The organism is Streptomyces sp. NPDC058665 (assembly GCF_042714995.1).
Classification (GTDB): domain Bacteria; phylum Actinomycetota; class Actinomycetes; order Streptomycetales; family Streptomycetaceae; genus Streptomyces.
Window position 1 is genome coordinate 1 of sequence record NZ_JBHXRX010000063.1, and the last position, 12,517, is coordinate 12,517.

General features: G+C 70.9%; 11 protein-coding genes. 2 read left to right on the forward strand and 9 right to left on the reverse strand.

What is annotated here, in order from left to right:
* Positions 1-601 precede the first annotated feature (601 nt).
* A complete protein-coding gene (trpS, locus tag ACFWV8_RS30860) occupies positions 602-1,600 on the forward strand; it encodes a tryptophan--tRNA ligase (RefSeq protein ID WP_384211409.1) in 999 nt (332 codons plus the stop codon).
* A gap of 25 nt (positions 1,601-1,625) precedes the next feature.
* On the opposite strand, the gene proC is transcribed toward trpS, so the two are convergent.
* The 8 genes from proC to ACFWV8_RS30900 all read right to left on the reverse strand — a co-directional run bounded on the left by proC (position 1,626) and on the right by ACFWV8_RS30900 (position 8,158).
* A complete protein-coding gene (gene proC, locus ACFWV8_RS30865) occupies positions 1,626-2,435 on the reverse strand; it encodes a pyrroline-5-carboxylate reductase (RefSeq protein ID WP_329383550.1) in 810 nt (269 codons plus the stop codon).
* A gap of 127 nt (positions 2,436-2,562) precedes the next feature.
* Complete coding sequence (locus tag ACFWV8_RS30870; protein ID WP_384211412.1) at positions 2,563-3,366, reverse strand: ABC transporter permease; 804 nt, start codon at positions 3,364-3,366, stop codon at positions 2,563-2,565.
* On the reverse strand, positions 3,363-4,133 hold the full coding sequence (locus ACFWV8_RS30875) for an ABC transporter ATP-binding protein (protein ID WP_384211414.1): 771 nt from the start codon (positions 4,131-4,133) through the stop codon (positions 3,363-3,365). Before ACFWV8_RS30875 ends, ACFWV8_RS30870 begins: the two co-directional genes overlap by 4 nt.
* A gap of 50 nt (positions 4,134-4,183) precedes the next feature.
* The gene (locus tag ACFWV8_RS30880) at positions 4,184-5,308 is read right to left on the reverse strand and encodes an NAD(P)/FAD-dependent oxidoreductase (RefSeq protein WP_384211417.1); all 1,125 of its coding nucleotides are present in this window, start codon (positions 5,306-5,308) and stop codon (positions 4,184-4,186) included.
* A 45-nt stretch (positions 5,309-5,353) separates the two neighbouring features.
* Positions 5,354-6,226, reverse strand: a complete 873-nt coding sequence (sigJ, locus tag ACFWV8_RS30885) for an RNA polymerase sigma factor SigJ (protein ID WP_384211420.1) — start codon at positions 6,224-6,226, stop codon at positions 5,354-5,356.
* A 62-nt stretch (positions 6,227-6,288) separates the two neighbouring features.
* Positions 6,289-7,080: a class I SAM-dependent methyltransferase gene (locus ACFWV8_RS30890; protein ID WP_384211422.1), complete on the reverse strand. Its 792-nt coding sequence runs from the start codon at positions 7,078-7,080 to the stop codon at positions 6,289-6,291.
* Between the two features lie 65 nt (positions 7,081-7,145).
* Positions 7,146-7,601, reverse strand: a complete 456-nt coding sequence (locus ACFWV8_RS30895) for a hypothetical protein (protein ID WP_384211502.1) — start codon at positions 7,599-7,601, stop codon at positions 7,146-7,148.
* A gap of 215 nt (positions 7,602-7,816) precedes the next feature.
* The gene (locus ACFWV8_RS30900; RefSeq protein WP_384211425.1) at positions 7,817-8,158 is read right to left on the reverse strand and encodes an SH3 domain-containing protein; all 342 of its coding nucleotides are present in this window, start codon (positions 8,156-8,158) and stop codon (positions 7,817-7,819) included.
* A 140-nt stretch (positions 8,159-8,298) separates the two neighbouring features.
* On the opposite strand from ACFWV8_RS30900, the gene ACFWV8_RS30905 reads away from it, so the two are divergent.
* A complete protein-coding gene (locus ACFWV8_RS30905) occupies positions 8,299-10,515 on the forward strand; it encodes a PQQ-binding-like beta-propeller repeat protein (protein WP_384211428.1) in 2,217 nt (738 codons plus the stop codon).
* 59 nt (positions 10,516-10,574) lie between these two features.
* Here the strand turns inward: ACFWV8_RS30905 and ilvD are convergent, their stop codons facing one another.
* Positions 10,575-12,425, reverse strand: a complete 1,851-nt coding sequence (gene ilvD, locus ACFWV8_RS30910) for a dihydroxy-acid dehydratase (protein ID WP_329383572.1) — start codon at positions 12,423-12,425, stop codon at positions 10,575-10,577.
* Between the last annotated feature and the right edge of the window lie 92 nt (positions 12,426-12,517).

A 12,517-nucleotide genomic window follows, 5' to 3' on the forward strand; every position in this document is an offset into this window, starting at 1 on the left:
TTGGCACGCTGTTGAGTTCTCAAGGAACGGACGCTTCCTTCGGTCCCGTCTCCGGGCCCCTCCGGGCTTTCCCTTCGGTCCTGCTGTCTTGCGTTCCCGACTCTATCAGAACCTTTCGGCACCTGATTCCCAGTCAGCGGGTTTGTCTTTCCGGCCCTGCGGCCGTTCCGACGAGTGAAACCTTAGCGGAACCGTTCCCCCGACGCTAATCGGGGTTTCGCGTCCCGTGTTCGAACGCGGATTCCTCATTTCGCAAAAGCGCGCGCAAAAGAAAGCGACCGAATGTCGCACGTTTGCAGTGGCCTTGCGGAATGACCGTCCGGGGATCGACCGGGGTCGATGCTCACGTCGGACAGCTCGGAGAACATTACGTTCACGACTTGGACGTGTCAACCTCGGGTCATCGGGGTAGGGCCCGCGTACTCTTGCTCCCATGACCACGCATGCGTGCACTTTCAGCTGGCGGGCCGTCTGACGGCGGCCCGCTGACACGTATGTGACCAACGGCCGCCGCTCTGGCGGCCGTTCGCGTTTCTCCCCTGGTGGAGGTCCGAGAGCCCGGCCCCGGGCGGCGGCTCCGACCAGGAGTGGGACGAGTGAGATGACGCGAATCTTCAGTGGAATCAAGCCGACGGGCCATCTGACGTTGGGCAACTACCTCGGGGCCGTACGCAGGTGGGCCGAGGTGGATCAGTACCGGGCCGACGCCCTGTTCAGCATCGTCGATCTGCATGCCCTGACCGTGGAGCACGATCCGGCCAGGGTGCGCAGACTCAGCCGGCAGGCGGCGACGCTCATGCTCGCCGCGGGACTGGACCCCGCTCGGTGCACCGTCTTCGTACAGAGTCATGTCGGCGCGCACACCCGGCTCTCCTATCTGCTGGAGTGCACGGCCACCGACGGCGAGCTGCGGCGCATGATCCAGTACAAGGAGAAGTCCGTGCGCGCGAAGGCCGCCGGGCAGAGCGTGCGGGCGTCGCTGCTGACCTATCCGGCGCTGATGGCGGCGGACATCCTCGCGTACCGGACCGACGAGGTGCCGGTCGGTGACGACCAGACGCAGCATGTGGAGCTGACGCGCGACCTGGCTGAGCGTTTCAATCTTCGCTACGGGCCGACGTTCACCGTGCCCAGGGCCACGAATCCGCCGGTGGCCGCGCGGGTCATGGATCTGCAGGATCCGAGCTCGAAGATGGGGAAGTCGCACGAGTCGGGGGCCGGGATCGTCTATCTGCTCGACGAGACGGACGTGGTGCGCAGAAAGGTGATGCGGGCGGTCACGGACAGCGGGCGCGAGGTCGAGTACGACCCGGTCGCCAAACCCGGGTTGGCCAATCTGCTGGAGATTCTCTCGGCGTGCGGAGGCGGGAGCCCAGATGAGCTTGCCGGTGCCTATGAGTCGTACGGCTCGCTCAAGCAGGACACCGCGGAGGCCGTCATCGAGCTGTTGCGGCCGGTCCGGGCGCGGCACGCGGAGCTCGCTGCTGATCCCGGTCAGGTGGACAAGGTTCTGAAGGAGGGTGCGGAGCGGGCCAGGGAGATGGCCCGGCCGGTGGTGGACGCGGCCTATGACGCGGTCGGGCTGTTGCCCGCCGGCTGACGGGAGCAGGAACGGGGCGGGCCGGTCAGCCGTTGCCGGAGGCCAGTTCGCGGCTGCGGTCGCGGGCGGCTTCGATGGCGGCGATGAGGGCGGCCCGTACGCCGTGGTTCTCCAGTTCGCGAATGGCGCTGATGGTGGTGCCCGCCGGGGAGGTCACGGCTTCGCGGAGCTTCACCGGGTGTTCGCCGCTGTCGCGCAGCATGACCGCGGCGCCGATGGCGGCCTGGACGATGAGGTCGTGGGCCTGGGCGCGGGGCAGGCCGAGGAGGATGCCGGCGTCGGTCATGGCCTCGACGAGGAAGTAGAAGTACGCGGGGCCCGAGCCGGAGAGGGCGGTCGCCGCGTCTTGCTGGGACTCGGGGACGCGGGCCGTCTTGCCGACGCCGCCGAAGATCTCCTCGGTGTGGCTGAGGTCGGCGGGGGTGGCGTGGCTGCCGCCGGAGATGACGGACATGCCTTCGTCCACGAGGACGGGAGTGTTGGGCATGACCCGTACGACGGAGATACCGGTGGTGAGGCGTTCCTCGATGAAGGACGTGGGGATACCCGCGGCGGCGCTGATGACCAGGCGGTCGGCGGGGACGTGGGGGGCGAGTTCGTCGAGGAGCTTGCCCATGTCCTGCGGCTTCACGGCGAGGATGAGTGTGTCGGCGCGCTTGGCGGCTTCGGCGTTGGTGACGGGTTCGACGCCGTAGCGGTCCCGGAGCTGGTCGGCGCGTTCGGCGCGGCGGGTGGTGACCAGGAGGTCGGCGGGGCGCCAGCCGGCGCGGATCATGCCACTGAGGAGAGCTTCGCCGATCTTGCCGGTACCGAGCACTGCGATGGTCTTGGTCATGCGGGGTCACCTCGCCGGTGGGGTGGGTCGAGCTGTCGTACGGAACGTCCATGACCATCCTCGCACCGGCGGCGAGGGCGGGCCCGCCGTGTCCGCGTGGCGGAACGGCGGGCGGGTCCGACACTCCCTACGCGGTGCGGCGGCGGAGGGTGGCCGCGCCCAGGGCGAGGACCAGGACCGCGCAGCCGGCGACGATCAGGATGTCGCGGACGAAGTCGCCGGTGACCTCGGAGTGGCCCAGGACCTCGTTCATGCCGTCGACGGCGTAGGACATGGGCAGGACGTCCGAGATCGCTTCGAGTACCGGGTGCATGTTCTCGCGTGCGGTGAACAGTCCGCAGAGCAGCAGTTGGGGGAAGATCACCGCCGGCATGAACTGGACCGCCTGGAATTCGGAGGCGGCGAAGGCGGAGACGAAGAGTCCGAGAGCCGTGCCGAGCAGGGCGTCGAGGAGTGCGACCAGCAGGAGCAGCCAGGGTGAGCCGACGACGTCCAGGCCGAGGCCCCAGACGGCGAGCCCGGTGGCGAGGAGGGACTGGAGGACCGCGAGGGCGCCGAAGGCGAGGGCGTAGCCGGCGATGAGGTCGGCCTTGCCGAGGGGCATGGCGAGCAGGCGTTCCAGGGTGCCCGATGTGCGCTCGCGGAGGGTGGCGATGGAGGTGACCAGGAACATCGTGATCAGCGGGAAGATGCCGAGCAGTGAGGCGCCGATGGCGTCGAAGGTGCGGGCGTCGGCGTCGAAGACGTAGCGCAGGAGGAAGAGCATCACGCACGGGACGAGGATCATCAGCGCGATGGACCTGGGGTCGTGGCGCAGTTGACGCAGGACGCGGGCGGCGGTGGCCAGGGTGCGGGCTCCGGAGAAGGCGCGTGGCGGGCGGGCCGGGATCTGGGGCGAGGGGGCGGCCGGGGTCGGGGTCGAGGTGGTCATCGCGGGGTCTCCTGGAGTGCGTGGGCGTTGGCCTCGTCGACCAGGTGGAGGAAGGCTTCTTCGACCGTTTCGCGGCCGGTGCGGGTGCGCAGGGCGTCGGGGGTGTCGTCGGCGAGGATGTCGCCTTCGCGCATCAGGAGGAGGCGGTGGCAGCGTTCGGCCTCGTCCATCACATGGGAGGAGACGAGGAGCGTGGCCGCGCGGTCGGCTGCGATGCGGTGGAAGAGCTCCCACAGGTCGCGGCGGAGGACGGGGTCGAGGCCGACGGTCGGTTCGTCGAGGACGAGGAGTTCGGGTGTGCCGAGCAGGGCGACGGCCAGCGAGACGCGGCTGCGCTGGCCGCCGGAGAGCCTGCCGGCGAGGGCGTCGGCGTGGGAGGTGAGGTCGACGTCGGTGATGGCGCGGTGGACGGTCTCGTCGCGGGCGTCGCGGTGGGAGCGTCCGGGGTCGAGGACGGCCGCGAAGTACTCCAGATTCTGACGGACCGTCAAGTCGTCGTAGACCGAGGGCGCTTGGGTGACGTAGCCGATGCGGGCGCGGAGTGTGGCGTCGCCGGCCGGGCGGCCGAGGACGTCCAGGGTGCCGCTGACCTTGGCCTGGGTGCCGACGACGGCGCGCATCAGGGTGGACTTGCCGCAGCCGGAGGGGCCGAGGAGGCCGGTGATCCGACCGGGGGGTACGGCGAAGTCGAGGTCGCGCAGCACGGTGCGGTCGCCTCGTGCGACGCGCAGTCCGTGGGCGCGGATGGCAGCCTCTGCTTTATTCATCACCTGATGAATAATGCTCCCGCCCGCGCCGCACCGTCAAGGCCGGGGGCTCAGCCGAAGCCCGGGATGTGCGCGAGCAGGGCCGGCTGACGGGACGCCAGCTTCAGCGAGCGGACCGTGGAGCGGACGATGCCCTCCTTCACATACGCCGCGGGCCGGCCGGTGAGGACGCGTTCACGGGGTGAGTCGTCGGGCCGTACGAACTGGACCAGTCCGTCGTGGCGGCCCAGGCTCAGACACTGGAGGTAGTAGGAGAAGTTCAGGGGTTTCGGCTCCTGGCCACGCAGTTCGGCGATGATCGCGCTCGCGGCCTGCGAACCGCAGGGAAGGGCCGCCGCGCACCCCATGCGCAGCGCACCGGCCGAGGCGGTGTGCCCGGCGGCCGAGTCGCCGGCGCCGTACACCTCCGGGTGGGACACCGACCGCAGCACCGCGTCGACCTCCAGCCGCCCTCCGGCGTCGGTCGCGATCCCGGCGGCGCGCGCCAGTTCGGTGTTGGGGGTCATCGAGGCTGCCCAGACGACGACGTCGGTGTCGATGTCGTCCGGACCGGCGACACGGCGGTCTTCCTCGACTCGTACGCCGCGGCCGGCGAGCACTGTACGGACATGGGCGCGGCCCTTCGCGGAGAGCCCCGGGCCGACGTCGCCCTCCGTAAGGAGGGTGACGCGCCAGCCGGGGTGGGTCTCGGCGAGTTCGGTGGCCAGCTCGATACCGGTGAGACCGCCGCCCACGACCGTCAGGGAGCCGGGTCCGTCCTTCAGGCGCTTGTGCAGTTCGGTGGCCGACTCGACCGTGTACACGCGGTCCCGGTCGCCGGGGCCGACGGACCGGGTGCGGCTGCCGAGTGCGTGGACGAGCCGGTCGTACGGCAGGAGACGGCCGTCGTCGGTACGGACCTCGCGGCCCGCCGTGTCGATCTCGGTGGCGCGGGCGGCGACATGGGTGATTCCGGTCGGGCGGAGGAACGAGCCGAGCGGGTGGGTGACGTCGGGGCGTCCGGCCGCGCGTTCGTGCAGCCGGACGCGTTCGGTGAACCGGTCGGCGGGGTCGACGAGGGTGACGTGGGCGTGCGGGGCGAGGCGCAGTGCGGACATCATCCCCGCGTAGCCCGCGCCGACCACGACGATCCGCGGCTTCTCCGAAGGAAGGGGGTGCGTGTTGGTGGGTGTCATACAAGGGGGACGACATAGCGCCCCCGCTTGTGACGGTGAGCGCGGTCACAGACTCCCGAGGTCGAGGTGGCGCAGCTTCTCCGGGTTGATCACGGCGTCGATCTCGGTGATCAGCCCGCCGTGCACGCTGAAGGCGAAGACGATGACCCGGTCGCCGACTGGGTCGGTGACCACGAGGCCGGGGGCGCCGTTCACCTCGCGTACGGAGGCGTTCATCGTCTCGGGGTCGTAGTCGCGCGCGAGGTGCCGCGCGAAGCGGACGGCCTTCTCGTCGCCAATGACGGGCAGCCTGGCCGCCGTGACCTTGCCGCCGCCGTCCGAGCGCCACACGACCTCGGGGTCGAGGATCTCCAGCAGTCCGTCGAAGTCCCCGCCCAGCACGGCCGACAGGAACGCCTCGACGGCGCGCCGGTGTTCGCCCCGGTCGACGGAGCGGCGTGGCGCGTCGGCCCGTACCCGGCGGCGGGCGCGGGAGGCCAACTGCCGTACGGAATCGGGCGTGCGCCCCACGATGTCGGCGATCTCCCTGAAGGGCACGGCGAAGACGTCGTGCAGGATGAACGCGGTGCGCTCCGCCGGTGTCAGCCGCTCCAGCACGGTGAGCATCGCGAGCCCGACGGACTCGTCCAGCGTGACCCGGTCCTCCGGACCGCTGTCGGTGACCACCGGCTCGGGCAGCCACGGCCCGACGTACGACTCACGGCGGGCGCGCGCGGAGCCGAGCTGGTCGTAACAGAGCCGGCTGATGACCGTCGTCAGATACGACCTGGGGTCGTCCGCCTCGTCGTCGGACAGCCGCTGCCAGCGCAGCCAGGTCTCCTGGACCGCGTCCTCGGCATCGGCGACGGATCCGGTGATGCGGTACGCGATGCCCCACAGCCTCTTGCGCTCACGCTCGAAAACCGCCAGATCGGCCATGTGTCGGCGCTCCTCTCCCCTGTGCCGGTGTCACGCCAGGTCCCGGTGCCGGACCCCCGCCGTCAGGCGTCGGACGACGGGCGTCGAAGGACAGACGAAGCGGAGTCGCGAAATGTGACAGTCAGCTCGACCGAGTACGCCTCGTCGACCTGGCCGGTCGGAAAGATCTTGAGCAGTTCGGCGCGTTCGGCGGCGAGGCAGGCGGCCGTGGCCTCCTCACCGAGGACGCGGAAGAAGGAGTGGCTGCCGAGATTGGCGAGATGGGTGTCGAGCGGGACGGTGCGGGTCCAGTGCAACTCGCGCCGCACGCGCGGCAGATCCTGCGGCAGCCTCTCGGCGCGTCGGCCCCCCGAGCCGTGCGAACTCTCGGCCTCGCTCTCGCCCGCGAGCCGGTGGAGCCGTTCCTCCTGCGCGGCGACCCAGGGAACGGTGGGGTCGGCGACGTTCCACCACAGGGCGAGCGCGCCGCCCGGCCGCAGCACCCGCAGCGCCTCGGGGACGGAGCGGGCCGGGTCGGTCCAGTGCCAGGACTGGGCGTACGTCACCAGATCGACGGACGCGTCCGCGATCGGCAGCGCGTCGCCGAAGCCCCTGACCAGCGGGGTGTCGGGCAGACCCCGGCGCAGCCGCGCGGCCATGCCGGGACCCGGCTCGACCGCGACGACCTCGGCGCCGCGCGCACGCAGCAGACGGGTCGCGATACCGGTCCCGGCGCCGACGTCGAGGACGCGGGAGCCCCGGTGAGGGCGGCCGGACAGTTCCTCGACGGCGTCGAAGAGCACCGGCGGATAGCCGGGCCGGGCGGAGTCGTACTGGCCGGCGACGACATCGAAGGAGAGCGCGCGATCGGTCATGCGTCCCATCCTGCCGGGTGCGGGGGCGTACGGGGGCGCGGTCCTCGGGCCCGATCCGCCCCGGGTTACCTGCGCTTGGTGCGGCCGCCCTTGCGGGCGGCCGGGTTGCGGGTCCGGGCGGTGCGGCGGCGCTCGTACTGGCTGACGGCCGTCTCGTACTCGGTACGCCGCAGCGCCTCACCCGGCGCCTCGGTGAGCGAGCGCACGAAGTACGCGACCAGCGAGCCGATGAAGCCGATCCCCTTGAGACTGCGCAGCGCCTCCTCGCGGGCGGCGTCGACCGGGCGCTTGGAGAACCCTTCCCAGGTCTTGCGGAAGGCGATGGCGCTGCACACCGAGAACATCACGATGACGAGCACGCCGACGAAGGGACTGGCGTTCGCGATCTCCAGGCCCTGATAGGCGAAGCGCAGCAGGAAGCACGCGCCCACGGCGGCGGCCAGTGAGCCGGCGGCGACGCCGACGCGGCGCGGCCCGTACCCGCCGTCGTGGGCGACCCACGTCGTGCCGAAGAAGCGGATGGGCTCGGGGCGCGGGCCGTCGGGACCTCCGCCGGGACCGCCTCCGCCGTCGCGGCTGCCGCCGCCCGTGGACGGCGCTGCCGCTGCCGCGACGGCGGGGGTGTCGGCGGCTTCGCCGCCCTCGTCAGGAATCGCGCTCTTTCTCCGGCTCACAAGATGATTATCCCTGTGCGCCGGTGCCCGGACCGAGGGACCTGGACCTCGACCTCAGCGGCTCAGGCGCAGCGCGGGGCGACGTATCCGTCGCTGCCCGTCTTGACGTACGCGTCCGAGACGAACTCGCCGTTGGCGATGTTGTCCCAGATGTTCGACGTTCCGTACGGCCCGTTCACGGACGTGCCGGGCTTCTGGCAGTAGACCGGCACCTTCACGTTGTACGGAAGGGTGCGGACCACCGAGTACTGCGTGCCCGGACCCGAGCGCACATTGACGCGGTAGCCCGGCGCGATCGGGTATCTGACGACCGCCGCGGCGAGTGCCACCGCCTCGGCCTCCGTGTCCACCTTCGTGTCCGTCCTCCCGAGCTCTGCCACGTCCCCCGCCTCGTCAACAGCCATCGCTGCTCTCCCCCTTGTTGATCTTGTTGAATGTTCACACTCTTCGACGCGCAGGCTAGCAACACCCTTCAGCCACAGCCGCACCATCGACTAGGCTCCGTGAGTCGCGATCGCAGAAAGCGACACGGGGGAAAACACACATGGAATACGCCGGCAGTTACCGCCTGGAGGCCTGTCTCGGCTCCGGTGGCATGGGCGTCGTACATCTGGCACGCTCCGCGTCCGGCCTGCGACTCGCCGTGAAGGTGGTGCACCAGCAGTACGCGGCGGACCCGGAGTTCCGCGCCCGCTTCCGTCAGGAGGTCGCCGCGGCGCGGCGCGTCAGCGGTGCCTTCACCGCGCCCGTCGTCGACGCGGACCCGGACGCCGAGCGGCCCTGGATGGCCACCTCGTACATCCCGGGTCCGACGCTGGCCGAACAGGTGAAGAGCAACGGACCCATGGCTCCCGCCGAGTTGCGCCGGCTGACGGCGGGGCTCGCCGAGGCGCTGCGGGACATCCACCGGGCCGGTGTCGTCCACCGGGACCTCAAGCCCGGCAACGTACTCCTTACGGACAACGGCCCCAGGGTCATCGACTTCGGGATCTCGCGGCCGGTCGACAGCGATCTGCGCACCGAGACGGGGAAGTTGATCGGCTCGCCGCCGTACATGGCGCCGGAGCAGTTCCAGCGACCGCGTGAAGTGGGGCCCGCGGCCGACGTGTTCGCGCTGGGGTCGCTGCTGGTGCACGCGGCGACCGGGCGCGGGCCGTTCGACTCGGACAGCCCGTACATCGTCGCCTACCAGGTGGTTCACGACGAGGCCGACCTGGTGGGGCTGCCCGCCGATCTGGCGCCGCTGGTGGGGCGTTGCCTCGCCAAGGATCCGCAGAAACGTCCCACCCCGGACGAGATCATGTCGGAGCTGGGTCCGCCTTCTTACGAGGCGGACGCGTTCATACCGGCTCAACGGCGCTCGGCGGAGCGGCCGTTGGCAGTACCGGGAGGCGAGCAGCGCACCCACGTCGGTGCGCACTCAGCGGCCGGGAGCGCGGCCACGCCGAAGCCGTCCCCCCGTCCCGCTTCGAAGCGGGACGGCAGGCGCGAGCCCGTGGAGCCGAAGACCGCGGGCGGCGGCCCACGGCGTGGCCAAGTCAAGTGGCCGGTGCTCGCGATCGGCGCCGTGGTGCTCGTGTACGGCGCCCTCTGGGCCGCGCAGGGCTTCGGCGATACACGGGCCGACTCGTCCGCCCCGCGGGGCTCAGGCGCCACGGAGACGGCCGGGGTGGCCTTCGAGCCGTGGCTGGCCCCGGCCATCGGGAAGACCGCCGAGCGCGGCACCGCACCGGCGTGTTCGTACACCCCGAGCGTCTCCGGCGTCTCGGCGACGCTGCTCTGCTCCACCGCCGGCGTCGCCGTCGCCCGCCTCGATCCGGCCGACGGCCATGTCATCTGGTCGCACGGCGCGGGCGCCGAGACCGCGTCCGTACCCGTCGTCTCCGGCGGCCTCGTCCACACCGTCCTCACCTCCGTGAAGAGCGCGCGCCTGCGGGCGTACGACAAGGACGACGGCACACCGGTCTGGAGCGCGGACGTGTCCGGTCGCCAGGGCGGCGTCCACCATGCCGGCGACACCGTCCTGCTCGTCGGGAACGACGGACGGGTGGAGGCGCTCAACGGCGCGACGGGCAAGCGGCGTTGGGAACGTCCGCTGCCCGGACACACCGACCCGATCCTCGCCTTCCACAGCCCGGGGACCGGTCACACCTACGCCGCCGAGTCCTCGGCCGACGGCCGCACCACACTGGTCAGCGCGGTGGACCCGAAGAACGGCGAACTCGCCTGGCAGCGGCGGCTGGACGGAAATCTCGATCCGGTGGCCACCGAGGGCGGCGCCCTGTTCCTCACGTCGCTCGACCAGGACTCGATGACGGACGCGGTCGTGCGCTACGACCCCGCGCGGGGCGACGTGCGCCGTGTCCCGCTGCCGTACGTCATGGCCGATGCGCAGCTCGCCGTACGCGACGACACCGCGTATCTCCTGGCGCGCGGCGGGAGCCTGGTGGCCGTCGACACCAGCCGTACGGGGACGAACGCCAAGCCCCGCTGGGAGTTGGAGACCGACGTCGCCCGCTCGTCCCGCCCCGTCGTGACGGCCGGTGACCGGCTGTACTTCTCCGCCGCCGACGGACAGCTGATCACGGTCGACACGGCGAAGGGGTCGCTGGTCGGGCGTACGAAACCACGTCTGCTCTCGGGAAAGCTCGCCTACATGTCGACGCTGCCCGCCCCCGCGACGGCGCCCGGCCGGGTCTACGCCGGCGCGCCCGACGGGTCCGTCTTCGCCGTGGACAGCGAGAACCCCGGCACCTGGTGACAGACACCGGGTGCCGGGGTCGCGCTCACGGTTGAACGTCGGCGCGTCGGCCCGGCGCCTCAGCCCAGCAGGGAGACGTCCCGGACCGCGCCCTTGTCCGCGCTCGTCGCCATCGCCGCGTACGCGCGCAGCGCCACGGAGACCTTGCGCTCGCGGTCGACCGGCTCGTACACACCGTTCAGCGCGTCCCGCCGGACCGCCAGCTCATCGTCCGCGACGAGCAGTTCGATCGAGCGTCCCGGGATGTCGATCCGGATCCGGTCGCCGTCCCGCACCAGCGCGATCGTCCCGCCGGAGGCCGCCTCGGGCGAGGCGTGGCCGATCGACAGGCCCGACGTACCGCCGGAGAAGCGGCCGTCGGTGACCAGGGCGCACGCCTTGCCCAGGCCGCGGCCCTTCAGATACGAGGTGGGGTAGAGCATCTCCTGCATGCCGGGGCCGCCGCGCGGACCCTCGTAGCGGATGACGATGACGTCGCCCTCCGCGATCTCCTTACGGAGGATCTTCTCGACGGCGTCCTCCTGCGACTCGCAGACGACGGCGGGACCTTCGAAGGTCCAGATCGACTCGTCCACGCCGGCGGTCTTCACCACACAGCCGTCGACGGCCAGGTTGCCCTTCAGCACGGCGAGTCCGCCGTCCTTCGAGTACGCGTGCTCCAGCGAGCGGATACAGCCGCCCTCGGCGTCCAGGTCGAGCGTGTCCCACCGCTCGGACTGGGAGAACGCGGTCGCCGAGCGCTCGCAGCCGGGCGCCGCGTGCCACAGCTCCACGGCCTCCTCGGAGGGTGAACCGCCGCGCACGTCCCAGGTCTTGAGCCACTCGTCGAGCGAGTCGGAGTGCACCGAGTGCACGTCCTCATCAAGAAGGCCGCCCCGGTACAGCTCGCCCAGGATGGCGGGGATACCGCCGGCCCGGTGGATGTCCTCCATGTAGTACGTGCCGCCGGGCGCGACGTTCGGCGCGACCTTCGCCAGGCACGGGACGCGGCGCGAGACGGCGTCGATCTCGTCCAGGCCGTAGTCGAGACCGGCCTCCTGGGCGGCGGCGAGGAGGTGCAGGATCGTGTTCGTGGAGCCGCCCATGGCGATGTCGAGTGCCATGGCGTTGTCGAAGGCCGCGCGGGTGGCGATGTTGCGCGGCAGGACGGTCTCGTCGCCGCCTTCGTAGTAGCGCTGGGCGATGTCGACGACGGTGCGGCCCGCGTTCTCGTACAGCGCCTTGCGCGCGGTGTGCGTGGCGAGGACCGAGCCGTTGCCGGGCAGGGCGAGACCGATGGCCTCCGCGAGGCAGTTCATCGAGTTGGCGGTGAACATGCCGGAGCAGGAGCCGCAGGTCGGGCAGGCGTTCTCCTCGATACGGAGGATGTCCTCGTCGGAGACGGACTCGTTGACGGCGTCCGAGATCGCGTTGATCAGGTCCAGCTTGCGGACGGTGCCGTCGACGAGGGTGGCCTTGCCGGCCTCCATCGGGCCGCCGGAGACGAAGACCGTGGGGATGTTGAGCCGCATCGCGGCCATCAGCATGCCCGGCGTGATCTTGTCGCAGTTGGAGATGCAGATCAGCGCGTCCGCGCAGTGCGCCTCGACCATGTACTCGACGGAGTCGGCGATCAGATCGCGGGACGGCAGGCTGTAGAGCATGCCTCCGTGGCCCATCGCGATGCCGTCGTCGACGGCGATGGTGTTGAACTCACGCGGGACGGCTCCGGCGGCCTTGATCGCCTCGGAGACGATCCGGCCGACGGGGGCGAGGTGGGTGTGGCCGGGGACGAACTCGGTGAAGGAGTTGGCCACGGCGACGATCGGCTTGCCGATGTCCTCGCTCGCTACGCCCGACGCCCGCATAAGGGCGCGTGCGCCCGCCATGTTGCGGCCGTGGGTGACAGTGCGGGACCTCAGCTCGGGCATCGTCGCTCGCTCCTTCGGCAGATCCTTCGGTGGAAATGACTTTTTCGAGCCTACGCCCACCGCTCCAAGATCTGGACTCTCCGTCCGGAATG